Annotated in this window: 22 protein-coding genes; 10 read left to right on the top strand and 12 right to left on the bottom strand. The window is 68.8% G+C overall.

Annotated features, from left to right (window positions below; genetic code table 11):
• Window positions 1-4 precede the first annotated feature (4 nt).
• From G3576_RS23700 to G3576_RS23660, 9 genes are all read left to right on the top strand, one after another.
• Window positions 5-919: a carbohydrate ABC transporter permease gene (locus tag G3576_RS23700; protein WP_164696948.1), complete on the top strand. Its 915-nt coding sequence runs from the start codon at window positions 5-7 to the stop codon at window positions 917-919.
• A complete protein-coding gene (locus G3576_RS23695) occupies window positions 916-1,734 on the top strand; it encodes a carbohydrate ABC transporter permease (protein ID WP_164696947.1) in 819 nt (272 codons plus the stop codon). Before G3576_RS23700 ends, G3576_RS23695 begins: the two co-directional genes overlap by 4 nt.
• Entirely contained in the window at window positions 1,731-2,810 is a 1,080-nt protein-coding gene (locus tag G3576_RS23690; protein ID WP_164696946.1) for an ABC transporter ATP-binding protein, read from the top strand. The genes G3576_RS23695 and G3576_RS23690 overlap by 4 nt, the downstream gene beginning before the upstream one ends.
• Complete coding sequence (locus tag G3576_RS23685) at window positions 2,810-3,709, top strand: dihydrodipicolinate synthase family protein (RefSeq protein WP_164696945.1); 900 nt, start codon at window positions 2,810-2,812, stop codon at window positions 3,707-3,709. Before G3576_RS23690 ends, G3576_RS23685 begins: the two co-directional genes overlap by 1 nt.
• A 1-nt stretch (window position 3,710) precedes the next feature.
• A complete protein-coding gene (locus G3576_RS23680) occupies window positions 3,711-4,493 on the top strand; it encodes an SDR family oxidoreductase (RefSeq protein WP_164696944.1) in 783 nt (260 codons plus the stop codon).
• A gap of 2 nt (window positions 4,494-4,495) precedes the next feature.
• A complete protein-coding gene (locus tag G3576_RS23675) occupies window positions 4,496-5,221 on the top strand; it encodes an SDR family NAD(P)-dependent oxidoreductase (protein ID WP_164696943.1) in 726 nt (241 codons plus the stop codon).
• A gap of 11 nt (window positions 5,222-5,232) precedes the next feature.
• Window positions 5,233-6,069 carry a sugar phosphate isomerase/epimerase family protein gene (locus tag G3576_RS23670; protein WP_164696942.1) on the top strand — a complete coding sequence of 279 codons (837 nt, stop codon included), beginning with the start codon at window positions 5,233-5,235 and terminating at the stop codon, window positions 6,067-6,069.
• Between the two features lie 107 nt (window positions 6,070-6,176).
• Window positions 6,177-6,869: an isochorismatase family protein gene (locus G3576_RS23665; protein WP_164696941.1), complete on the top strand. Its 693-nt coding sequence runs from the start codon at window positions 6,177-6,179 to the stop codon at window positions 6,867-6,869.
• On the top strand, window positions 6,869-8,254 hold the full coding sequence (locus G3576_RS23660) for a dihydroorotase (RefSeq protein WP_164696940.1): 1,386 nt from the start codon (window positions 6,869-6,871) through the stop codon (window positions 8,252-8,254). The genes G3576_RS23665 and G3576_RS23660 overlap by 1 nt, the downstream gene beginning before the upstream one ends.
• Here the strand turns inward: G3576_RS23660 and G3576_RS23655 are convergent.
• A complete protein-coding gene (locus G3576_RS23655; RefSeq protein ID WP_164696939.1) occupies window positions 8,243-9,124 on the bottom strand; it encodes an amidohydrolase family protein in 882 nt (293 codons plus the stop codon). The two genes, G3576_RS23660 and G3576_RS23655, sit on opposite strands and share 12 nt — an antisense overlap.
• A gap of 134 nt (window positions 9,125-9,258) precedes the next feature.
• Between G3576_RS23655 and G3576_RS23650 the strand changes: the two genes are divergently transcribed.
• Window positions 9,259-9,972, top strand: a complete 714-nt coding sequence (locus G3576_RS23650) for a GntR family transcriptional regulator (protein WP_164696938.1) — start codon at window positions 9,259-9,261, stop codon at window positions 9,970-9,972.
• On the opposite strand, the gene G3576_RS23645 is transcribed toward G3576_RS23650, so the two are convergent.
• The 11 genes from G3576_RS23645 to G3576_RS23595 are packed head-to-tail and all read right to left on the bottom strand — an operon-like array spanning window position 9,973 to window position 22,668.
• A complete protein-coding gene (locus G3576_RS23645) occupies window positions 9,973-10,800 on the bottom strand; it encodes an alpha/beta fold hydrolase (RefSeq protein ID WP_164696937.1) in 828 nt (275 codons plus the stop codon).
• On the bottom strand, window positions 10,797-11,768 hold the full coding sequence (locus G3576_RS23640; RefSeq protein WP_164696936.1) for a Bug family tripartite tricarboxylate transporter substrate binding protein: 972 nt from the start codon (window positions 11,766-11,768) through the stop codon (window positions 10,797-10,799). Before G3576_RS23640 ends, G3576_RS23645 begins: the two co-directional genes overlap by 4 nt.
• Window positions 11,765-13,219 (bottom strand): class I adenylate-forming enzyme family protein, encoded by a 1,455-nt coding sequence (locus G3576_RS23635; RefSeq protein WP_164696935.1) that lies wholly within the window; start codon window positions 13,217-13,219, stop codon window positions 11,765-11,767. Before G3576_RS23635 ends, G3576_RS23640 begins: the two co-directional genes overlap by 4 nt.
• A complete protein-coding gene (locus tag G3576_RS23630) occupies window positions 13,220-14,878 on the bottom strand; it encodes an alpha/beta fold hydrolase (protein ID WP_164696934.1) in 1,659 nt (552 codons plus the stop codon). It lies immediately after the preceding gene.
• On the bottom strand, window positions 14,875-16,398 hold the full coding sequence (locus tag G3576_RS23625; RefSeq protein ID WP_164696933.1) for an FAD-binding oxidoreductase: 1,524 nt from the start codon (window positions 16,396-16,398) through the stop codon (window positions 14,875-14,877). Before G3576_RS23625 ends, G3576_RS23630 begins: the two co-directional genes overlap by 4 nt.
• Window positions 16,395-17,294 carry an amidohydrolase family protein gene (locus tag G3576_RS23620; RefSeq protein ID WP_164696932.1) on the bottom strand — a complete coding sequence of 300 codons (900 nt, stop codon included), beginning with the start codon at window positions 17,292-17,294 and terminating at the stop codon, window positions 16,395-16,397. The genes G3576_RS23625 and G3576_RS23620 overlap by 4 nt, the downstream gene beginning before the upstream one ends.
• The gene (locus G3576_RS23615) at window positions 17,291-18,259 is read right to left on the bottom strand and encodes an ABC transporter ATP-binding protein (protein ID WP_164696931.1); all 969 of its coding nucleotides are present in this window, start codon (window positions 18,257-18,259) and stop codon (window positions 17,291-17,293) included. The genes G3576_RS23620 and G3576_RS23615 overlap by 4 nt, the downstream gene beginning before the upstream one ends.
• Window positions 18,256-19,233 (bottom strand): ABC transporter ATP-binding protein, encoded by a 978-nt coding sequence (locus G3576_RS23610; RefSeq protein WP_164696930.1) that lies wholly within the window; start codon window positions 19,231-19,233, stop codon window positions 18,256-18,258. The genes G3576_RS23615 and G3576_RS23610 overlap by 4 nt, the downstream gene beginning before the upstream one ends.
• Window positions 19,230-20,090, bottom strand: coding sequence for an ABC transporter permease (locus G3576_RS23605; protein WP_164696929.1), 861 nt, complete (start codon window positions 20,088-20,090; stop codon window positions 19,230-19,232). The genes G3576_RS23610 and G3576_RS23605 overlap by 4 nt, the downstream gene beginning before the upstream one ends.
• On the bottom strand, window positions 20,087-21,097 hold the full coding sequence (locus G3576_RS23600; RefSeq protein ID WP_164696928.1) for an ABC transporter permease: 1,011 nt from the start codon (window positions 21,095-21,097) through the stop codon (window positions 20,087-20,089). Before G3576_RS23600 ends, G3576_RS23605 begins: the two co-directional genes overlap by 4 nt.
• Window positions 21,094-22,668, bottom strand: a complete 1,575-nt coding sequence (locus G3576_RS23595) for an ABC transporter substrate-binding protein (protein WP_164696927.1) — start codon at window positions 22,666-22,668, stop codon at window positions 21,094-21,096. The genes G3576_RS23600 and G3576_RS23595 overlap by 4 nt, the downstream gene beginning before the upstream one ends.
• Between the last annotated feature and the right edge of the window lie 6 nt (window positions 22,669-22,674).

Genomic DNA, 22,674 nt, shown 5'->3' with positions numbered 1-22,674 from the left:
GCGCATGACGTCCAAGGCTGGCGGGCCGGCGAGGGGCAATCCCCTCGACCGGCGGGATGCGATGCTGGGGGTGATGCTGATCGCCCCCTGCGTGCTGATCTTCTGCGCCGTCATCGTCTATCCGCTGGTCTCGGCCGTCTATCTGAGCCTGTTCAACATCTTCACCCCGACGCTGCAGGGCAACTTCGTCGGGCTGCAGAACTATGCGGAGCTGTTTGCCGGTGAGGAGTTCTGGCGCTCGCTGCTCAACACGCTGATCTGGACCGTCTGCACGCTGTTCCTGCAGGTGGTGCTGGGCGTCGCGGCCGCGCTGATGCTGCACCAGGCGATCGTCTTCCGGGCGCTCGCGCGAAGCCTGATCCTGTTTCCATACTTCGTCTCGACCGTCGTGGCGGTGCTGGTCTGGCGCTGGCTGTTCAACGACCTCTACGGCATCCTGAACCACCTGATGATGTGGTCCGGCCTGCTGCAGATGCCGCTGGACTGGCTGGGCTCCATGCCGAATGCGATGGTCAGCATCGTGCTCGTCGGCGCATGGAAGTACTTCCCCTTCGTCGTCATCGCGATCCTCGCGCGGCTGCAGACCATCCCCGACCAGCTCTATGAGGCCGCGACCATCGACGGCGCCGGCGCCTGGTCGCGCTTCACGGATGTGACGCTGCCGCAGCTGAAGGACGTGCTGATGGTGGTGGTGCTGCTGCGCGCCATCTGGGACTTCAAGGAATTCGACCTGATCTACCTGATGACCGGCGGCGGGCCGCTGATCGCGACGCAGACGCTGCCGCTGATGGTCTACAAGGAAGCCTTCGGGCTGGATGCGATGGGCCGCGCAACCGCCGTCGCGGTCGCGATGATGGCGGTGATGCTGGTCTTCATGGTGCTGTATCTCCGCCGCATGGGGAAGGAGGAAGCGCGATGAAGCGCGTCGCCTTCAACCTCATGGCCTGGACCATCGTGCTGGTCACGGCGTTTCCGCTCATCTGGATGGTCATCACCTCGGTCAAGCCGCAATTCGAACTGTTCCGCATCCCCCCGACCTTCTGGCCGGAGGAGATCACCTTCGAGCACTACCGGCGCCTGCTGTGGGAGACGCCGTTCCTCACCTTCATGCGGAACTCGCTGATCCTGTCCTTCTCGACCACGGTGCTGGTGGTGGCCGTCGCGACGCTCGGCGCGCATAGCCTGGTGCGCTTCCGCTATCCGGGGCGGGAGAGGCTGGCGCAGCTGGTGCTCTTCACCTACCTGCTGCCCTCCGTCGTGCTGATCCTGCCGCTCTACCTCATGATGGTGTGGCTCGGCGTGGCGAATTCGCTGCTGAGCCTGGTCATCGCCTATACGAGCTTCGCCCTGCCCTATGCGCTGTGGCTGTTGCGGAGCTTCATGCAGGGCATCCCGGATGACCTGGAATCGGCGGCGCTGGTGGATGGCGCGACGCGGATGGAGGCCTTCTTCGACGTGATCCTGCCGCAGGCGCTGCCGGGCATCATCTCGACCTCCTTGTTCACCTTCATCCTGTCCTGGAACGAGTATCTCTACGCGCTGGTCCTGGTGAACACGGATAGCGCGCGGCCGCTGACGACGGGTGTCATGAGCATGCTCGTCTCCTCCTTCAACATCGAATGGTCGCTGCTGATGGCGGCCTCCGTCATGATGAGTGTGCCCTTGATCATCATCTTCGCCGTCCTGCAGAAATACCTGACGCGCGGCTTCGGCGCCGGGGGCGTGAAGGGATGAGCGCCGCCGGAGTCACCTTCACCCGCGTCCGCAAGGCCTTCGGGGAGGCCGTCGCGGTCAAGGGGCTGGACCTCGCGATCAGGCCCGGCGAGTTCGTGTCGCTCCTCGGCCCCTCGGGCTGCGGGAAGACGACGACGCTGCGCATGCTGGCGGGGCTGGAATTCCCGACGAGCGGGGAGATCATGATCGGCGACCGCGTCGTGAACGACGTCGCGCCGGGCAAGCGGGACATCGCCATGGTGTTCCAGTCCTATGCGCTCTACCCGCACATGACGGTCGGCGAGAACATCGCCTATCCCCTGAAGAAGCAGGGCATGGCGAAGGCGGAGCGGGCCACGCAGGTGGCCCGCATCGCCGCCATGCTGAAGCTGGAGGCGTTGCTGGACCGCAAGCCGCGGCAGCTCTCCGGCGGGCAGCAGCAGCGCGTGGCGCTGGGCCGTGCGCTGGTGCGCAGCCCCAAGGTCTTCCTGCTGGATGAGCCGCTGTCGAACCTCGACGCCAAGCTGCGCGCGCATATGCGGGCGGAACTGATCGAGTTGCATCGCACGCTGGGCCGCACCTTCGTCTACGTCACGCATGACCAGCTGGAAGCGATGACGATGTCGGATCGGATCGCGGTGATGGAGGGCGGGGAGCTGCGGCAATTCGCGCCGCCGCGGGAGGTCTATGACCGGCCCGCCAACCTCTTCGTTGCGGGCTTCATCGGCACGCCGCCCATGAACACCCTGCCCGGCGGTTTCACCGATGGCACCTTCAGCCATCCCGCCATCACGGCGCGCTTCACGGTGACGGGCGCACCCGCCAGGGTCGTGCTCGGCGTGCGGCCGGAGGATGTGCTGATCGGCCAGGGGCCGCATCGCGCGACCGTGCGCGTCGTGGAGCCGACCGGGCATGAGACGATCGTCATGCTCGATGCCGGCGGGTCGCCGCTGACCGCCCGCGCCCCGGCCGAGGCCAGCCTGAACCCTGGCGATGCCGTCTCCTTCGCGCTACGGGCTGAGAAGCTGCACCTGTTCGATGCCGAAAGCCAGGCGCGCCTGGATGCGCGTGCCGTGACCCTTGGGGAGAGTGAGTGATGAACCGCGACGACGTCGACTGGACCGGCCCGATGCCGGCGCTGACGACGCCCTTCGATGCGGCGGGGCGGGTGGACAATGCGGGCTTCCGCGCGAATGTCACGCGCATGCTGGATGCCGGCGCCACGGGCATCGTCGCCTGCGGCTGCACCGGCGAGTTCTGGGCGCTGGCCATGGACGAACGCAAGGCGCTCTATGCCGAAGCCGTCGCCGCCACGGCCGGGCGCGGCACCGTCATCGTCGGCACGGGCTGCGTCGGTGAAGCCGATACGATCGAGCTGGCGAAGCACGCGAAGCAGGTCGGCGCCGATGCGGTGCTGGTGCTGCCGCCCTATTTCGTGAAGCTGACCGATGACGAGATCTTCGCCCACTACAAGGCGGTGTCGGATGCGGTCGAACTGCCGATCGTCGTCTACAACATCCCGGGCAATGCGGTGAACGCCATCTCGCCTGCCCTGGCCGATCGCCTGGCGGATCTCGAGAAGGTCGTCGCCATCAAGGAATCCTCCGGCGACTGGAACAACTTCTACGCCACGATGCTGGCGGTGAAGGACCGGCTGCGCGTCTTCTGCGGCCCCTCCTCCGTCTTCGGCGTGCCGGCCGTGGCGCTCGGCGCGGATGGGACGGTGGACTGCTTCCCGAATGTCTGGACCGGCTGCCTCGACCTCTACTACGCCGCGCGCGATGGCCGCAGCGATGCCGCCGCCCTGCAGGAGACGGGGCGCAGGCTGACGGACCTGTTCACCAGTGGCGGCCGCACACTCTATCCCGCCACCAAGGCGGCGATGGACATGATGGGCTTTGCTGGCGGCGGCACGCCGCGCCCGCCGCTGCGCGCGCTGACGGGCGCGCCGCTGGAGGGGCTGCGCAAGGGTCTCACGGATATGGGGCTGCTCTGAGATGGATCTCGGCATCAGGGGGCGCCACGCCATCGTCTGCGGCGGCAGCCGCGGCCTCGGCGAGGCCTGCGCGCGATCGCTGGCGCAGGAGGGCGTGAATCTCACCATCGTTGCGCGCGGCCAGGAAGCGCTGGAGGAGGCCGCGGAAAGCCTGCGGCGCGATACCGGCGTCACCGTGCAGACCGTGGCCGCGGATGTGAACACGCCGGAGGGGCGCGACGCCATCCTGGCCGCCTGCCCGGCGCCGGACATCCTGGTCTGCAATCCCGGCGTCCGCCAGGTGCCCGGCGATTTCCGCGGCTGGGAACGCGACGAATGGCTGCGCTGGTGGGACGTGCATTTCTACTCCTCGATGGAGCTGATCCGCCGCGTCACGCCGGGCATGTGCGATCGGAAGTTCGGTCGCGTGGTCAGCATCTCCGTCAGCTTCATCAAGTTCCCGCAGGTGGGCTTTGCGCATTCGCACGCCGCGCGCGTCGCGCTGTCGGGCGCCATCGCCTCCATCGCGCGCGAATTGCTGCCGCACAACGTGACGGTGAACACGGTCTGCCCGGGCCTTTTCGACACGGATGCGCTGCGCACCAACCTGCACGGCCACGCCGCGCGGCGCGGGACGACCTATGAGGCGATGGTCGAGGACCGCATCAACGGCTGCCCCGCGGGCCGCTTCGCGCATCCCTCCGAATGCGGCGATCTGGTCGCCTATCTCTGCAGCGCGCAGGCCGGCTTCATGTCGGCGCAGAACATCGTCAATGATGGCGGCGTCTATCAGGGCCTGTTCTGAGCATGCGTGACGCGGAGCTGATTCCCACCGCGGGCCGCGTCATCGCCATCTCCGGCGGCGGGCGCGGGCTCGGCGCCGCCATCGCGCGCAGGCTGCATGGGGAAGGCTACACGCTGGCGCTCGGCGTGCGGGATCCCGGCGCGGCGCGGGCGCGGCTCGGCTTCGCGGAACGCGCCAGCTTCCATGGCTATGACGCGACGAAGCCCGCGACGGCGGAGGCGTGGATCGAGGGTGCGGTCGCCACCCATGGCCGCCTCGACGGCCTCATCAACAATGCCGGCATCCTGCGCCGCGTGACCTGGGACGAGGGCGGCGAGGAGGAGCTGGACGAGCTCTGGACCGTCAACGTCAAGTCGCCCTTCCGCGCCACCAAGGCGGCGCTGCCGCATCTGCGGGCGGCGGGGCATGGGCGCGTGGTGAACATCGCCTCCACCGACGGCAAGCGCATCCGCGATGCCTCCGTCTCCATCGGCTATGCCATGAGCAAGCATGCGCTCGTGGCCCTCAGCCAGGCGACGAAGCTGGCGGGGTGGGAGGAAGGCGTGCGCGTCACCGCGCTCTGCCCCGGCGCCATCGATACCGAACTGCTGGCAGGCCTGCCCGGCATTTCCGCCAACCGCCTCTCGCCGGCCACGATCGCGGAGATCGTCTCGCTGCTGCTGCGGCTGCCCGATACCGCGACCATCGCCGAACTCGTCGTGAACACGCGATCCGAACACAGCTATTGAGGAGACAAGCCATGGCCGATCTGCGCGTTGCCGCCTCCACCTTCCCCTTCCTCTACTCGCATGACGGTCTCGGCGCGCTGAAGCACCTGCATGCGCAGGGCTATCGCGCCTTCGAGATGATGATCTTCCCGCCGCATTGCTGGCCCTCCGAACTCACCCCCGCGAAGCGGCGGGAGTACAAGTCCTGGCTCGGCGACAGCGGTTCGGCCATCACCTCCTTCTGCTATCCGCTGCTCGACAACAACCCGAACAGCGTCTGCGCGAAGATGCGGCGCTACACGCTGGACCGGTACAAGGAAGCCATCGATCTCGCCGCCGATTGGGGCTGCCCCTATGTCTGCGCCATCCCCGGCCCGGTGAATTCCCTGATCGATCCGCCCGTTCCCTGGATGCGCGCCTGGTTCATCGAAGGCATGCGCGAACTCGTCGATTTTTCGAAGGGCTCCGGCGTCGAGATCATCCTGGAGAACGTGCCCTTCACCTTCCTGCCCAAGGCCGCCGACATGCTGGCGGTGGCGGAGGAGATCGGACCCGAAGTCGGGATCAACTTCGACGTCTGCAACAGCGCCTACATCAAGGAGGATGTGCCCGCCGCGATCCGCCTGCTTGGCAAGCGGATCAAGAATGTCCACATCTCCGACAGCGGCTATGCGGTCTTCAAGCATGAACGGCTCGGCACCGGCATCGTGGAACCGGGCCCGGCGGCCGCGGCGCTGAAGGAGATCGGATACAGCGGCATGACGGTGCTTGAGATCATCACCGACGCCCTGACGCCGGGCGCCGATCCGGATGGCGACATCAAGGCCAGCCACGACATCCTGGCGGCCTCCGGCTGGGCAGCCCGCTGAGGGCGGCGGCGCTTCGGCGCCGCCTTTCCGGCGCCACTTGCATACATCTTGTGTGGCTGCAACCGATCCTCTAGCTTCGGGCGAGAGGAACAACCGGATACAGTCGCATGAAGCCCTGGGATGGAATCATCTCCGAGGAAGAGCAACGCGCCTATGGCGCCGCCGGGTTCGGGCGGCGCTCGGGGCTGGGCCGCCGGCCCGCGCTGCTGATCATCGATGTGCAGTACCGTACCGTCGGCACCAGGCCCATGCCGTTCTGGGAGGCGATCAAGGAATATCCGACCAGCTGCGGCGAGGTCGGCTGGGCCGCCGTGGCGCGCATCCAGGAACTGCTCGCGCTGTTCCGGGAGAAGGGCTGGCCGGTGCTCTACCCCCATGTGTCGCCCAAGGAGAGCTTCGATACGGGGCGCCTGGCCGCGAAGGTGCCGGCCCTGATGACGGTGCCGCGGGACAGCTACGGCTTCGTGGCGGAGGTCGCGCCGCGGGATGGCGACATCCTGCTGCCGAAGAAGCACCCCAGCGCCTTCTTCGGCACGCCGCTGGCGAGCTACCTGGTCGATCTCGGCGTCGATACGCTGGTGGTGACGGGCTGCACGACCAGCGGCTGCGTGCGCGGATCGGTCGTCGATGCCTTCGCCTATAACTGGCGCGTCGTCGTGCCGCAGGACGCGGTCTATGACCGCAGCGCCACCAGCCACGCCGTGAACCTCTTCGACATGGCCTCGAAATATGCCGATGTGATGACGACCGGGGAGGCCATGGCGGCGCTCGGCCAACTGGCGCCGCGGGACGCCGCCTGATGCGCTACGACCTGCTGCTGCGCGGTGGCAGCGCCGTGCTGCCGGGCCTCGGCCCCACTACCTGCGAGATCGCGGTGAAGGATGGCCGCATCGCCGCCATCCTGGCGCGCGGCGCGGCGGCGGAAGCGGAGGAGGTCTGGAACGTCTCGGGCCTCGTCACCATGCCGGGCGCGGTGGACGTGCACCTCCATCTCGGCCACGGCAAGGATATCTCGCGGCCGCGCGTACCGGGCGATGCGGCGCAGGAAAGCGCGGCGGCGGCCGCGGGCGGCATCACCTGCTTCATCCCCTACCTCATGGCGACCGATCCTTTCGAGGATTTCTGGGACGAGGTCATCGCCGTCACGGAAGCGGGATCGCGCATCGACTTCGGCTACCACCCCATCATCTCGACCGAGGCGCAGCTCGCGGGCATCAGGCGCTATGTCGAGGAGTTCGGCGCGCCCAGCTTCAAGATCTTCATGAACAACCGCGGCGGCGAGGGCAAGCGCCTCGGCCTGCCGGATATCGATGACGGCTTCCTGCTGCGGCTCTGCGAGACGGTTGCCGCGCATGGCGGCATGGTCTGCCCGCATCCCGAGACGATCGAACTCGCCTGGGTACGCCGCAAGCAGATCATGGCGCAGGATCCCGAGGGCCACGGCGGACTCGCCAGCTGGAACGCGTCCCGCCCCCCCTTCGTGGAAGCCGATGCCGTGCAGCGCGCGGCGCTGGTGGCGAAGGAGGCGCGGGCACCGCTCTACATCGTCCACACCTCCTCCGCCGAGGCGCTGGAGGCGGCGAAGCGCGGTCGCCAGGCCGGCGGCAAGGTCTGGGTGGAGACCTGCCCGCACTACCTGACGCATGACGTCACCTGGGAAGGAGGCGTCACCGGCAAGATCAACCCGCCGCTTCGCGAAGCCGCGGACCGGGAGGCACTGTGGCGCGGGCTGTTCGATGGCAGCATCGACACCGTCGCGACGGACCATGTGCACCGTGATCTGAGTGGCAAGGAGGGCGGCATCTGGGCCGCCTCCCCGGGCTGCCCGGGGATGGAGACGATGCTGCCCGTGCTGCTGAGCGAGGGGCATATGAAGCGCGGGCTGAGCCTGGCGCGGATCGTGGAGTTGGTCTCGACCAATCCGGCGAAGGCGATGGGCCTGCATCGCAAGGGGGCGATTGCGCCCGGCATGGATGCCGATTTCGCCATCGTCGATCCCGGCCGCCGCTGGACCGTGACGCGCGATGGCGTGCTCTCCTCCGCCGGCTACTCGATCTACGAAGGCTGGACGCTGACGGGCCAGGTCGTCCACACCATCGTGCGGGGCCGCGCCGTCATGCGCGATGGCGCGCTGGACGACACGGCCGTGGGCAGCGGGCGCTACGTACCGCGCTCACTCCTCTGAAAGCGGCAGCTTCAGCCCATACAGCCTGATCGCGTTGTCGCGGAGCACCTTGCGCTTCGCGACCTCGCGCAGGCCCAGCGCCTCGAACTCCACGCGCGCGCGTTCGAGGTCGATGACGGGATAGTCGGTGCCGAAGATCACCTTGTCCTGCCCGAAGCTGTTCATGTAGCGGACGAACTTCTCGTCCCAGTGCTTCGGCGCATAGGCGTCCGTTCCGATATAGACATTCGGATGCTTGTAGGCGACGGCGATCATCTCCTCCGTCCAGGGCCAGCCGATATGGATGCCGACGAGCTTCAGCTCCGGGAAATCGCAGGCGATCGTGTCCAGCGTGATGGGGCGGCCGACGCTCTTCAGCGGGCGCTCCTCGCTGTAGCGCAGGCAGTGGCCGATCTGCATCTGGATCGGGATGTCGAGCTCGCAGCACTTCGCATAGATCGGGTAGTAGCGCGCATGGTCGGGCGCCATCTCGAACCAGTGGGGATAGAGGTGCGCGCCAATGAAGCCGAGTTCCTTCACCGCGTATTCGAGTTCCCTCAGGCCGCGCATGCCCTCCGTGGGATCGACGCCGGCCAGCGCGCTGAAGCGCGTGGGGTAGCGGCGCACCATCTCCGCCACCTTCTCATAGGGGACCCGGCGATTGATGGTGTTGAGCGCGCTGCCGGCCTTGATGGCCAGCAGGAAGCAGTGTTCGACGCCGGCGCGGTCCATCTTCTCGATGAAGGCCTCGGGTGTCAGTCCCTTGATGCGGGATTCCTCGGCGCCGATCTTTCCGCGAATGAAGGTTTCCTGCCAGCCCTTCCGCTCCAGTTCAGGATCGGCGAATTCGTAGTTGGTGACGGCATCGATGGCGGCGATGGGATAGGCCATGCGTCAGTTCCTCCGTGGCGCGGTGCCTGGGATGGTATTGGGATACAAGTGCGACCGGCAAGGCCAGGCGCCCCATGCTCCCTCATTTGCGGCCGATCCTTATCTGGCATACAGATTGACTCATGGGATCGGCCATGGATGACGGACGGGCGATGACACGGGGCAAGGGCACCGGCGGGGAAGCACCGCGGAGCCTGCGGGAGCAGGCCTATGACGCGATCAAGCAGGGCATCCTGGACAGCCGCTATGCGCCCGGCGCGCTGCTGAGCGAGAACCAGCTGGCCGATGAACTCGCGATCAGCCGCACGCCGATCCGGGAGGCGCTGCGAGAACTGGCGAGCGGCGGCCTGGTGCGCATCCTGCCCCAGCGCGGCATCATCGTCTCCGAGCTGTCGGTCCAGGACATCGTCGAGGTCTACCAGCTACGCGAACAGCTGGAGGGCTTCGCGGTCCGCGTCGCGGCCGAACGCATGGGCCCCGCGGATGCGGAGGCGCTGCGCGCGGATCATCGGGAGGCCGTGTCCCACATGCAGGCGGGGCGTCTCCGTGCCGCCTACGACTTCTCCGTGCTGATGCACAGCCGGATCATCGGGCTGGCCAGCAATTCGCGGCTTTCGCAATTCATGGGGCAGCTCGGCGACCAGGTGCACCGCTTCGGCCTGCTGACGCTGCGCCACGGCCGTGTCGAACGCGCGCTGCTGGAACACGGGCACATCATCGATGCGCTGGTCGCGGGCAAGGCGGAGGAGGCGGAGCAGCTGATGCGCCTGCATCTGCGGGCGGATCGCGACGTGGCGCTGCGGGTGGTGCTGCCCGCCGGCGTGATGCAGCCAGAACCGGCTTCCTGATTAGCCGCGGTCGTAGAAGGCCTGGAAGGCGCCGATCGTCTCCGCGAAGGCCTTCGGGTTGCCGGTGCCGTTGGTGACCAGCGGCTCCGCCTGCGGCATCAGCGCGCGGACGCGGTCGAAGTATTCGAACAGCATGTCGCTGCGCGCGCAGGCCAGCAGGGTCGGCACCGTGACCAGCTTGAGCCGCGGTTCCTTGTCGTAGCCGATGGCGGCGTTGTAGCTGAGGTGATAGGTCCGCGCGGATTTCAGCACCTCCACCACCTTGTCGTGCAGCTCCTCCGCGGAGGGCAGGCCGAGCGGCCTTCGATGCGCGGCATCCCGCTTGTACCAGGGCCAGAACAGGTAGGCGTCGCGCACGAAGTTCCAGATCCAGGACAGCTGCGATCCGTTCTGGTCCAGCGTCACGCCCGGCGCGTAATGCACCAGCATGTCGGCCCGCTCCGCCGGCGCATAGAGCGAGACACCGTCCAGCACCAGGCGGCGAACGCGATGCGGCGCGGCGATCGCGATCTCGACCGCGATGTTGGCGCCGGTGTGGCTGCCGTAGAGGTCGAAGCGATCGAGGCCCAGCGCATCCAGCGCCCGCAGATGGGCATCGGCAAAATAGGCGATGGTGGTGTCCTTCGTGCCGGGCACGCAGGAATCGCCATTGCCGAGCGTGTCGCAGGCGATGGTGCGGCGGCGCTGCCCGAAGGCGCCGATCAGCGGTTCCAGCAGCTTCGCCGACCCCGGCGAGGCATGCATCATCACCAGCGGCACGCCGCCCTGCCCGGCCGTGCGGTAATGCACCTGGCCTTCCGCGATCTCCGTGAAGCCGCGGCGGATCATTCGGCGCGCAGCCCCGTGGCGCGCTGCAGTTCCTGCATGCGGAGCAGGTCCGCGGCGATCTTCTGCGCGAATTGCGCGGGGCTCGTGCCCTCGATCTCCAGCCCGGCCTCGACCAGGCGCGCGCTGACATCGGGGGCGCGCAAAGCGGCCACGAATTCCGTGTGCAGGCGGTCGATGATGGGCTGTGGCGTGCCGGCCGGCATGTGGACGCCGTACCAGGAATTCATCTCGAAGCCCGGATAGGTCTCCGCCATCGCCGGCACATCCGGCAGGCGGCTGCTGCGGCCGAGCGTGGTCACCGCCAGCGGCCGGAGCTGGCCCGACTGGATGAAGCCCATGACGGCGCCGATGTTCCAGAAGCCCATGTCGATGCGGCCCGCGAGCATGTCCGTGATGGGCTGGGTGGAGCCGGTATAGGGCACGTGCAGCAGGTTGATGTTCGCGGCGCGCATGAACATCTCCCCTGCCAGATGCGTGGTGCTGGCAGGCCCGATGGAGCCGAAGTTCAGGCCGGGGTTCGAGGACCGCGCGACGTTCACCAGCTCCGCCACGTTGGTCGCCGCGATGCCGGGCCGGATGACGAAGACGAGGCCGGAGGAAACCAGCTGCGTGACCGGGATGAAGTCCTTGATGGGATCGTAGGGCACGCTGCGGAAGGCCGGCGTGATGGCATTGGGGCCGGCCTGGGAGAAGAGCACCGTGTAGCCATCCGGCGCCGCGCGCGCGACGGAGGCGACGGCCAGCGTGCCGCCCGCGCCGGGCCGCGTTTCCAGCACCACGGGTTGGCCAAGCGCCTGGCTCACCTTCTCGATGATCGGGCGCGCGATCAGGTCCGCGGGGCCACCGGGCGGCCAGGGGCTGATGAAGCGGATGGGGCGCGCCGGCCAGGCGCCCTGCGCCAGCGCAGGCGTCGCGAGGGAAGCGAGCGAGGCGCCGAGCAGCAGGCGGCGCGGGATGGCCTGGGTCATGATCGGGCTCCTGGGTTCAGCAGCGTCAGCAGTTCCGCCTTCACCACCTTGCCGCCGGCGTTGCGCGGCAACTCGGCCAGGCGATGGATGATGCTCGGCACCTTGTAGGGCGCCAGCGCGGCGCGGCAGTGGGCGCGCAGATCCTCGTCGCTGACACCGGAGTCGGCGACGATGAAGGCGGCGACCTCCTCCCCCATCTCGCGGGACGGTGCGCCAGTGACGGCGGCGTCGCGGATGCCGGGATGCTCGCGCAGCACACGCTCGATGTCCTGCGGATAGATGTTCACGCCGCCGCGGATGATCATGTCCTTGGCGCGGCCATGGAGATAGAGGAACCCCTCCTCGTCGAGCCGCGCCAGGTCGCCGGGGTAGAACCACCCGTCGCGGAAGGCGTCGCCATCCTCCGCGCGCCAGTAGCCGCGGGCGGAGGCGGGGCTGCGGTAGCGCAGGCGGCCGATGGTGCCGGGGGGCTGCGGGGCGTGATGCTCATCCACGATCTCGACCTCGACGCGGAAGCCGGGGCGGCCGACGCTGTCGGGATGGCGTTCGCAATCAGCGGGGGTGAGGATGGAGACGCCGCCGCCTTCGGTCGAGGAATAGAACTCGAAGAGGTTGGGCGTGAGCTGCGTGCGGATGGCGATCCGTTCCTCCGGATGCAGGGCGGAGCCGGAGGAGATGAGGACGCGCAGCGTCGGGAAGGCGAGCGATGCCGGCTTCTCGTCCAGCAGGCGCCGGATCATGGTCGGCACCAGGAACAGCACCGTGCCGCCGATCGCGGCGAGATGCGCGGAAAGCGCGCTGACCTTCGTGCGCGGCGAGAGGACGGAGATGGTGGCGCCGGCGAAGAGCGTGGCGAGGTTGAAGGCGCGGCCGCCGCCGAAATAGAGCGGCGTGACGGAAACATACACGTCCTGCGCGTTCAGGCCCATGTTCAGCCAGTAGACCATGAAGCGCGCCTCGAACTGCCGATGCGTCGCGCGCGGGCCCTTGGGGAGACCCGTGGTACCGGAGGAAAGCGAGAGCACCAGCGGGCTGTCATCGGTGATGGCAGCGTCGTGGTAGGGCGTGTCGGATGGCGCGATCCAGCCGGGTTGCATGCCGTGCCAACCCGCCATGGGCAGCGCAGCGTCCTCGGCTTCCAGCAGTACGATGTCGGGCTGGAAGGCCTCCGCGAAGCGGTGCTTCTCCTCCGTCTGCCAGCGGCAATCCATCGGCAGGATCACGGCGCCAAGCCGCGCCAGCGCGATCATCGCGACCACATGCTCCGCATGGTCGCCAAGGCCGAGGCCGACCAGCATCTCCCGCCGCACGCCGCGCGCGTGGAGCGCGTGGCAGGCGCCATCGATCATCCGGTCGAGCGTCGCATAGTCGATGCGCCGGTCGCCATCGATGATGGCGGTCTTGTCCGGCCGCGTGCGGCGATGCAGGCGGAAGATCGCGTCGAAGGGCATCTAGCGGGACAGGGCCGAGCGGATCGCCGCGGCGCGTTCCGCCACCGTCTCGCCGTAGCGGTGGACCGCTGCCTCCGGACGCACCGCGGCGGCATCGGCCAGGCACTGCACGAAGAGATCCGATTCCGCCGCCAGCAGCGCGATGCGATGCGGCAGCGCGGCCAGGCGTTCCGGCAGCGGCCAGGCGATGGCGGCGCGCCAGGCGGGGGCGAAGCTGCGCGGGTTCTTGGCCTGCTCGCGGATCTCCATCTGCAGGCGCTCTGGCTCGATGCGCGGCTCCACGGCACGCGCGTTCGCCAGGCGCCGATCCCACCAGGGGAACCAGAGCCCCATGTCGCGACGCATGTGCCACATCTTCAGCAGATGCGATCCGTCCCAGCTCGGCGTGACATCCGGCGCCCAGCGATCGGCCCATGCGGCGCGCAGCCTGGCGGGCAGCGCGATGGGCGCATCGAGCAGCACGGACAGCGCGCGATCCGGTCTTGCGCCGGCGGCCGCGACCACGGTGGCGGCGCCGCTGTTGTGGCCGAGCAGATGCACCTGCGCGACGCCGAGCGCATCGCAGACCTGCCACAGCGTCGCGGCCCAGGCTTCGGGCGACTGCACCGCGCCGTCGTCGCTCTCGCCATGGCCCGGCGGATCGAAGCTGATGGCGGGGATATCGAGGGCCCGCAGCAGATCCTCATACAGCGCAGAGGATCCCGGCACATGCGGCGCGATGACCAGCGGCGGCGCCGCGTGAATGTCCCCCATCACGCGCACCAGCACCTGGGCATCGCCGATGGTCAGGTAGTTGGTAGTGCTTCGGCCCGCGATGGGCGTCGCCATCGGCGGTGGCGGCGGCTCGCCCCGCGCGGGATGACGCAACAGGATCTGGCGCTCCACGGCCGCGGCGGCCAGCGGGTCGCGCGGCATTTCCTCCTGCCACGCCGTCGCAGGATACTGCGCCATGGTGCGGTGCTGGCTGTCACCGGGGCGGTTGCCGAAGCAGACGGGCACGCGGAGTTCCGGCAGCACCTCCAGCCCCCGATGCCGGAAGGCGGCGCTGTAGCCGATGCGGTAGCCATCGCCGGCTTCCAGCAATTCCAGCACGCCGCGATGGTTGAACTCCGTGTCGGGCGCATCGGTATCCGCGCGGAAGGCGAGAGTCTGGTTATGCCAGGGCCAGAAGACGTGCTGGTCGCGGTAGCGGTACCAGAGCCAGACGAGGTGGCTGCCATCCCAGGACGGCACGATGGGCAGGAGATACTTCGACAGCCGCTCCTGCGCCGCCTTCACGGAGAACACCGGAAAGCCATCGGTCAGCGCCATCGAACAGCGATCGGGATGGCGGAGCGCGTATTCGACGGCGATGGAAGCGCCGGTGTGGCGGCCATAGGTCGCGGCCTGCTCCACGCCCATCACGGTCAGCGCCTCCGCGAGGCCATCGGCGAAGTCCTCGATCTCCGGCTGTTCCAGCGGCAGCAGGTCGGAAAGGCCGAAGCCGGGCGTGTCGAAGGCAAAGGCGGTGAAGGAACCCGCGAAGACGGATTGCGGATCGCGCAGCACCTTGGCCGAGCAGGGCGAGGCATGCAGCAGGCAGACGGCCGGGCCCGCGCCGGCGCGGGTGTAATGGACGCGGCGCTGGCCCACGGTCAGGAAGTGCTTCGTGATCCTCATGGCGTGTCCCCCCGCAGCAGCGCGCCCGGATTCATTCGGCGATCCGGGTCCAGCATGGCCTTCACCTGGCGCAGCAGCGCCGCGCCCTCCGGCGTCATGCGCTCCGCCAGCGCGTAGTGGCGGCCGATCTGCGCGTGCACCGCGCCATGCGCATCCATCACCGCGGCGAGCGCCTTGCGCGCATCGCGCACCACGGCGCGGGCCGCCGGATTGGCGGGGAAGGCGCCGAAGCGGGCGCGGTTCTTCTCGCTGAGGTGCTGAAGGTGCAGCGGGTCCAGCGCATCGCGCCAGTAGAACATCGGCTCGATCGTCACATAGGCGCCGAGCGAGGAGATGATGTGGCTGACGCTGATACCGTGCTCCGCGAGGTGCAGCGATGGCAGGCGCGCCTCCAGCGCTGCGAGGCAGGCCTGCGCGGTGCCGAGCGGCAGCATGCCATGCACGGGCACCCAGCGCTCTCCATCGGGGCCCACGAAGCCGCGGATGGAATAGGGGCGGGCGCGCAGCGCGCGGGGGATGGCGGCGTCTGTCTCGCGACCGCCAGCGGCCAGCGCGATGGAACGCGCGGCCGTGATGCCCGCTTCCGCCGCGGTGGTGGTCACGCCCTCCGCGGTCAGGTGCAGCGTCCAGGCGGGATCGGCCAGCTTCGCGCGCGCCAGGCCCGCGACGTCGCGCATGGCCTGCATGACGGAGCCCGCGCGGGCGGCTACGGCGGCGGCGGTGCGCAGCGCCTCGCCCGCTTCGACCTTCGTCGCGGATCGGCCGCGCACCGGGTCCATGGCCAGCGCCCGCGCGACCAGGCCCTTCTGCGCGATGCTGACAAGCGCGCCCATCATTGCGGCGCCATCCTCGAAGGCGAAGGAAGCGAAGGCGGCCTCACGTTCCGGCGCCAGGCGCAGGGCAATCTCCGTCTTCACGCCGAAGGCGCCGCAATCCCCGAGGAACAGGCCGGTGAGGTCCGGCCCCATGTTCCGCCAGAAGCGCGGCTCCTCCCGCATCGCCAGCGCGCCGGTGCGCGCGACGCTGCCATCGGCGAGCACGACCGCAAGCCCGACGATGCCGTCCATGCTGCCCGGCAGGTTCTGCGCGGCGACGCCGCCGATGGTGCTGGCGGCGCCCGAAATGGGCGAGGCCTGGGCGGAGCGCAGGCCATGCGGCGCCAGCGCCTCTGCCAGCTTCTGCCAGGTGGTGCCGGCGCCGACGATGGCGGTGAGGTTGGCGGCATCGATGCGGATGGCATCGAGCCGTGCCGTATCCACCACCACCGCGGGCGCGGCCGGCACGACGCCCGCGGTGTAGGAGAGCCCCGCGCCGCGCGGCACGACGGGCGCGCCATGCTGCGCCACGATCCGCAGCGCGGCGGCGCATTCCTCCGTGCTGCCAGGGCGGATCACCAGCAGCGCCGGCACGGCATCGGGCCATTCGAAGAGGTCGGAGGCGGCGAGCGCGCAGGCGGCCTCGTCGGTCGCGACATGCGCCTCCCCGAGTAGGTCGCGCAGCGCCGCCGCCAGGTCGCTCATGCCGGCTTGTCGGCCAGCTTGAAGATGTTGATGGCGTTGTTGCGCAGGATCTTCTTCAGCGGCTCCGGCCGGAAGTTCAACTCATGCATCTCCTTCATCGCGCGTTCCGGGTCGATCACCGCCCAGTCCGTGCCGAAGAGGAATTTGTCCTGCCCATAGGTGTTGGCGTAGTGCACGGCCTGCGGCGGCCAGTGCTTCGGCGCATAGGCATCGCCCGCCATGTAGACGTTGGGATGCTTGGTGCAGCAGGAGATCATCTCATCCGTCCAGGGATAGCCGAGATGGATGCCGATGATGGTCAGCTCCGGGAAATGGATCGCGACCTTGTCGAGCGTCATCGGGCGGCCGACGGAAGGCAGGCGGCGATCCTGCTGGTAGACCAGGCAGTGGCCGACCTGCATCATGATCGGCACCTCCAGCTCCGCGCAGCGGGCGTAGTAGGGGTAGTAGATCGCGCTGTCCGGCGCCTCCCCGAACCAGTGCGGATAGAGGTGACCGCCGACGAAGCCGTATTCCTTGATGGCGACGTCGAGTTCCTTCAGGCCCTTGATGCCGCGCGTGGGATCGATGCCCGCGAGCCCACTGAAGCGGTCCGGATACTTCGCGCAGATGTCGCGCACCCATTCATAGGGGATCTCGACGGAGCCTTTCACGCGGAGGTCGCCGCAGCGCACGGCGATGAGGAAGGAACGCTCGATGCCCGCCGCATCCATCTTGCGGAGGTAATCCTCGATCGAGACGCCGCGGCGATCCTCCGCCTTGGTGCGAACCTGTTCGCGGAAGCGGCCATCGGTGGGGATGCGGCCCTCGGCGAAGGCTTCGGGGGTGAAGACGTTCACCACGATGTCGATGGCGCCGTAGCCCGTTTTCGTGGCGGCGGGGTTGAAGACGGTCATGCGCGTTCCTCGACAGGATCGATGATGTTGGTGCCATCGGCGATGCGGAGGCAGGCGGCGCTATGGCCGGCCTCCAGCGCGATGGCGGGTGGCGGCGCGGCCGTGCAGGCAGGCAACGCCACGGGGCAGCGTCCGGCGAAGAAGCAGCCGGGCGGCAGGTTGATGGGGGACGGAATCTCGCCCGTCACCTCATGCCGCCGCAGCCGCATGGCGGGATCGGGCGGCAGATGCGCGGAGAGCAGGACCTGCGTGTAGGGATGCGCGGGGTTGTCGAACAGCGTCGCGGCGGGTGCCTGTTCCACGATGCGGCCGAGATAGAGCACGATGACGCGGTGGGAGACGAGGCGCACCGTCTCCAGGTCGTGGCTGATGAACAGCATCGCGATCCCCGTCTCCCGCTGCAGCTCATCCAGCAATTGCAGGATGCCCGCGCGGACGGAGAGGTCGAGCGAGGAGGTCGGCTCATCCAGCACGACCAGCTTCGGGCGATTGGCGATCGCGCGGGCGATGGAGACGCGCTGCAGCTGGCCGCCCGAGAGTTCATGCGGATAGCGCGAGAGCGACGCCGCCGGCAGGCGCACGCGATCCGCCAGGCGTCGCGCCTCCGCGATGCGTGCCGCGCTGTCCAGCGTGGTGTGCAGCGCCAGCGGTTCCTCCAGCAGGCGGCCGATGGTCATGCGCGGATTGAGCGATCCCCAAGGGTCCTGGAAGACGATCTGCAACCGCGCGCGCAGCTTCCGCAGCGCGGCGGGCGGCAGGCGCGTGATGTCCTCGCCTTCGAACAGGATGGTGCCGCCCGTCGGCGCCAGCAGCCGGGTGACGAGCAGCCCGATGGTGGATTTGCCGGAGCCGGATTCGCCGACAAGGCCCAGCGTCTCCCCGGCCGCGATGGAGAAGGAGACGTCGTTCACCGCGTTCACGCCGCCGGGGAAGCGATGCACGAGGTTCTGGACATCGAGCATCATGCGGCCTCCCACGCATAGTGGCAGGCGGCACCATGCGTCGCGTCCAGCGCGATCCGTGGCGGTGGCGCGAGGCAGGCCGTGGTCGCGCGCGGGCAGCGGTCGCGATAGAGGCAGCCGCTCGGCAGGTCATAGAGGTCGGGCGGCGTGCCTCCCGTGACGGTGTAGCCGAGTTGCGCGATGCGGCCCGGCGTGCTGGCGATCAGCGCCTGGGTGTAGGGATGGGCTGGGCGCGCGAAGACCTCCGCGACCGGGCCATCCTCCACGATGCGGCCGGCGAACATCACCGCGACGCGCTGGCAGTAATGCGCGACCACGCCGAGGTCATGCGTGATGACCAGCGCGCCCAGGTTGCGCGCCCGCACCAGGTCCCGCAGCGTATCCAGCACCTGCGCCTGCACCGTGACGTCGAGGCCCGTGGTGGGTTCGTCCGCGATGACCAGCGCCGGTTCATTCACCAGCGCCATCGCGATCAGCACGCGCTGCGCCATGCCGCCGGAAAGTTCATGCGGCCAGGCCTGCATGCGGCGCGCGGGGTCGGGGATGCGCACGGCGGCGAGCATCGCTTCCGCCCGCGCGCGCGCCTCGGCCCCGCGCGCCGTGCCGTGGACGCGCTGCATGCGCACCAGCTGGTCACCGATGCGCTTCAGCGGATCGAGCGAGGTGAGCGGCGACTGCACCACCATCGCCATCCGCCGTCCCCGGATCTTCTCCAGTTCGCGATCGGACATGGCCAGGATGTCCTGGCCCTCGAAGCGGATGGAGCCCTGCGGGATGCGGGCGGGGGCGCGCAGCAGGCCCATGGCGGCGAGGGCGGTCAGCGACTTGCCCGCGCCGGTCTCACCGACCAGGCCCACCACCTCACCGGCATCGACGGTGAAGGAGACGCCGTTGAGCGCGCGGGCGACGCGGACGCGGTTGTCGAGGCCTCGGGCCGCGAATTCCACATGCAGGTCCTCGACCTCCAGCAGCCTCACTTGCCCGTCGCCCGGCGCTTGGGGTCGAGGAGGTCGGAGAGCCCATCGCCGGCCAGGTTGAGCCCGAGCACCATCGCGATGAGTGCCAGGCCCGGGAAGAGCGCGACCCACCATTCGCCGGAGATCACGTATTCCGCGCCCTGGCGGATCATGGCGCCCCATTCCGGCGCCGGCGCCTGCACGCCGATGCCGATGAAGGCGAGGGTGGCGGAGATGCGCACCGCCCAGGCCATGCGCAGCGGCAGCTGCGCCGTGGCGCCGAGGATGGCGTTGGGCAGGATATGCACCAGCAGCACGCGCCATTCCGGATTGCCGGCCGCGACCGCGGCACGAACGAAGGTGGCGTTGCGCAAGGCAAGCACCTCCGCCCGCACAATGCGGGCGAAGATCGGGCTGTCGAGAAACCCCACGACCAGGATGACATTGAGAAAACCCTGGCCGGTGGCGGCGACGATGGCGAGTGCGAGGATGATGGTCGGGAAGGCGCGCAGCACGTCCAGCACGCGCAGCAGCACCTCATCCACCCATCCCCCGCGCCAGCCCGCGATAAGGCCAAGCGGGATGCCGACCACCGCCATGATGGCACCCGCGGGCAGCGCGATGCCGAAAGCGTAGCGCGCGCCATGGATGACGCGGGACAGCACATCCATCCCGTTGCCATCGGTGCCGAGAAGGAAGGGCCCGGAGCCGGGCGGCTTCAGCGTCTCATAGGGATGAGACAGCGTCGGTGGCATCGGCGCGAGGATGTCGGCGAAGGCGGCCAGCAGCGCGAAAACCAGGATGATGCCGAAGCCCACCGCGAAGGTGGGGCTGCGGCGCGCGGTGCCGACGACGCGGTCCAGCGTGGTGGCACTCATGCCCGCGCCCGCGGCTCGAGCAGCAGGACAATGAGATCGACCAGCGCGAAGATGATGACGGAGGCGATGGCGAGGGTCAGCACATAGCCCTGCACCGCCGCGAAATCGCCCAGCAGGATGGCGTTCAGCCCCCAATGGCCAAGCCCGCCCCAGGCAAAGACGAATTCGATCAGGCTTGCCGCCGCGAGTAGCGAGGTGAACTCCGACCCCACGAAGGTGATGACGGGGACGAGGGCCGCGCGCAGCGCGATGCGGCGGATGACGCGGCGGGGGAAGCCGCAGGCGCGGGCGTAGCGGATGTAGTCGCTGCCCATCACCTCGATCGCGATGGCGCGGGTGTGCTTGATGATGGGCGCGGTCGCGACGATGGCGAAGCAGCCGACGGGCAGGACGAGTTGCGAGGCTGCGGACCACGCAGCCTCCCCGTTGCCGGCCAGGATGCTGTCGATCAGCACCGATCCCGTGACGACGGGCGGTGGCGTCACCATCATGGAAACGCGACCCATCGGCGCCGGCGCCCAGCCCAGCAGGAAGAAGAAGACGAAGATCGCCATCAGGCCGAGCCAGTAGGTCGGCAGCGAGAAGCCGAAGAGCGAGCCGAAGCGCGACAGCTGGTCGAACCACCCATTCGGGCGTTCCGCCGCATGCAGGCCGAGCGGCACGCCGACCAGCGCGCCGATGCCGACGGCGAGTGTCACCAGTTCCAGCGTGGCGGGCAGGTGCGTCGCGATCTCCTTCGTCACCGCCGCATTGCCCTGCCAGGACATGCCGAGGTCGCCCTGCACAAGCCTTGTGAGGTAGCCCCAGAACTGCGTCAGCAGCGGCTGGTCCAGCATCAGCTCCGCCCGGATGCGCGCCAGCATCGGCGCATCCGCCATCGGCCCCGCCAGCATCGCCACCGGGTCCTGGTCCCCGATGCGGACCAGCATGAAGGTCAGGAAGAGGATGCCGAGCAGGACCGGCACCGCCACCAGCAGGCGGCGCAGCAGGAAGCGGGTGATGCTCACCGGCGGCAGGCCAAATCCTTCCAGACCAGGCGGTTATGGGGCCGCCACATGAAGCCCTCCATGCAGGCGGCAAAGACCTCATGCGTGCCGGGCAGGAAGGTCTCGACGAAGGTGGCGCTTTCCGCCTGGCTGCGCTGCGCGCGGGCGACAATGTCGAGCCAGCGCGCATCGTCACGTTCGCTGACGGAGGCGTCGATGAGGCCGTCGAGTTCCGCGTTGTTGTTGCCGTTCACGTTGGAGCCGCCGCGCGAATGCGCCGTGAGGAACATGTTGTAGGAGGGATCAGGCACGAAGGAGGAGGTGAGGTGCGTCATGAAGGGCAGCGACCAGACATTCACGGCGCGGCGCGCGGTGATCTCGGTGGCCGGGATGCGGCGCGGCGTCACGCGGATGCCGGCGCGCGCCAGGCTCGCCTGCATCTGCAGCGCCAGCGGCTCCTCCCACCACCAGTTCGTGCTGTATTCCAGCGTGACGTCGAGGCCGTTGGGGTGCCCGGCCTCCGCCAGCAGCGTCTTGGCGCGATCATAGTCGGTCTCGTAGGTATAGGCGTCGATCGCGCCGGGGATCGGCGGGTTCAGCATGGAGCGGCTGCGCGTGCCGAGGCCGAGGAACACGGCCTCCCCGATCGCGCGATAGTCGGTGGCATAGGCGACGGCCTGGCGGACGCGCACATCGGTGAAGGGCGCAATGCGCGGGTTCATCCGCACGGTGGCGCTGCCCGGTGCCGCGACGCTCTCCACGCGCACGTTGCGGTCACGCCGCAGGTCGGCGATCTGCTGCAGCGGGATCTGCTCCGCGTATTGCACCTGGCCGGTACGCACCAGCGCGACGCGCGTCGCCGGGGACGGCACCTCCCGCCACACGATCCGGCTGTAGAAGGGGCGGTCGAACTGGTAGCCGCGGTTGAGGACGAAGATCGCCTGCTGTCCCGCCGTCACGCTCTCCACGTGATAGGGGCCGAAGCCCGCGGTGTTGGAACCGAGCCAGCGCGCGGCGAAGGGATCCTCCGGCGTCGCGTGCTTCTTCGCCTCCGTGCTGTCGAACAGCGCGGGGATGTGCAGCGTCAGCACGCTGAGGAAGATGCGGTTCGCCTCCTTCAGCCGGAAGCGGACCTCGAAGCGGGAGACTTCCTCCACGCTCTCGATCAGCGCGACGTTGCGGATGAAGAGGCCGGTGCGGCGCTGCGCGTTCGATTTCTCGAAGGTCCAGACGACATCGGCGGCGGTCAGCTCATTGCCGAAATGGCTGCGCATGCCGGGGCGGATGCGGAAGACGTATTCCTTCCCGTCCTCCGACACCGTCCAGGATTCCGCGAGATGCGGCTCCACGCGGCCGGGATCGACTTCCGTGCGGCCATTGGCGCCGGGGCGCGTGGCGAAGCGTGTCAGCCCCTCATAGACGTTGACCGAGGCCTCGATCTGGCCGGGCACCCAGATATCGGGATCGAAGCCGCGCGGCGTGGAGACCATGGCCATGACCATGGTGCGATCCTGCGCCGTTGCAGGCGGCGCGAGGCCGATCAGCGCGGCAAGCGCGGCGGTGGCGACCAGCAGGCGGCGGGGGCTCGGCATGACGTG

The sequence above is a fragment of the Falsiroseomonas algicola genome, from assembly GCF_011040385.1.
Taxonomy (GTDB): Bacteria; Pseudomonadota; Alphaproteobacteria; order Acetobacterales; family Acetobacteraceae; genus Falsiroseomonas; species Falsiroseomonas algicola.
The sequence above is the reverse complement of the archived record's forward strand: the minus strand, read 5'-3'. Positions and strand labels throughout refer to the sequence as shown.

Bases quoted from the DNA above. Each gene is read 5' to 3' on its own strand.
- G3576_RS23700 (WP_164696948.1), top strand. From the start codon at position 5: ATGACGTCCAAGGCTGGCGGGCCGGCGAGGGGCAATCCCCTCGACCGG.
- G3576_RS23695 (WP_164696947.1), top strand. From the start codon at position 916: ATGAAGCGCGTCGCCTTCAACCTCATGGCCTGGACCATCGTGCTGGTC.
- G3576_RS23690 (WP_164696946.1), top strand. From the start codon at position 1,731: ATGAGCGCCGCCGGAGTCACCTTCACCCGCGTCCGCAAGGCCTTCGGG.
- G3576_RS23685 (WP_164696945.1), top strand. From the start codon at position 2,810: ATGAACCGCGACGACGTCGACTGGACCGGCCCGATGCCGGCGCTGACG.
- G3576_RS23680 (WP_164696944.1), top strand. From the start codon at position 3,711: ATGGATCTCGGCATCAGGGGGCGCCACGCCATCGTCTGCGGCGGCAGC.
- G3576_RS23675 (WP_164696943.1), top strand. From the start codon at position 4,496: ATGCGTGACGCGGAGCTGATTCCCACCGCGGGCCGCGTCATCGCCATC.
- G3576_RS23670 (WP_164696942.1), top strand. From the start codon at position 5,233: ATGGCCGATCTGCGCGTTGCCGCCTCCACCTTCCCCTTCCTCTACTCG.
- G3576_RS23665 (WP_164696941.1), top strand. From the start codon at position 6,177: ATGAAGCCCTGGGATGGAATCATCTCCGAGGAAGAGCAACGCGCCTAT.
- G3576_RS23660 (WP_164696940.1), top strand. From the start codon at position 6,869: ATGCGCTACGACCTGCTGCTGCGCGGTGGCAGCGCCGTGCTGCCGGGC.
- G3576_RS23655 (WP_164696939.1), bottom strand. From the start codon at position 9,124: ATGGCCTATCCCATCGCCGCCATCGATGCCGTCACCAACTACGAATTC.
- G3576_RS23650 (WP_164696938.1), top strand. From the start codon at position 9,259: ATGGATGACGGACGGGCGATGACACGGGGCAAGGGCACCGGCGGGGAA.
- G3576_RS23645 (WP_164696937.1), bottom strand. From the start codon at position 10,800: ATGATCCGCCGCGGCTTCACGGAGATCGCGGAAGGCCAGGTGCATTAC.
- G3576_RS23640 (WP_164696936.1), bottom strand. From the start codon at position 11,768: ATGACCCAGGCCATCCCGCGCCGCCTGCTGCTCGGCGCCTCGCTCGCT.
- G3576_RS23635 (WP_164696935.1), bottom strand. From the start codon at position 13,219: ATGCCCTTCGACGCGATCTTCCGCCTGCATCGCCGCACGCGGCCGGAC.
- G3576_RS23630 (WP_164696934.1), bottom strand. From the start codon at position 14,878: ATGAGGATCACGAAGCACTTCCTGACCGTGGGCCAGCGCCGCGTCCAT.
- G3576_RS23625 (WP_164696933.1), bottom strand. From the start codon at position 16,398: ATGAGCGACCTGGCGGCGGCGCTGCGCGACCTACTCGGGGAGGCGCAT.
- G3576_RS23620 (WP_164696932.1), bottom strand. From the start codon at position 17,294: ATGACCGTCTTCAACCCCGCCGCCACGAAAACGGGCTACGGCGCCATC.
- G3576_RS23615 (WP_164696931.1), bottom strand. From the start codon at position 18,259: ATGATGCTCGATGTCCAGAACCTCGTGCATCGCTTCCCCGGCGGCGTG.
- G3576_RS23605 (WP_164696929.1), bottom strand. From the start codon at position 20,090: ATGAGTGCCACCACGCTGGACCGCGTCGTCGGCACCGCGCGCCGCAGC.
- G3576_RS23595 (WP_164696927.1), bottom strand. From the start codon at position 22,668: ATGCCGAGCCCCCGCCGCCTGCTGGTCGCCACCGCCGCGCTTGCCGCG.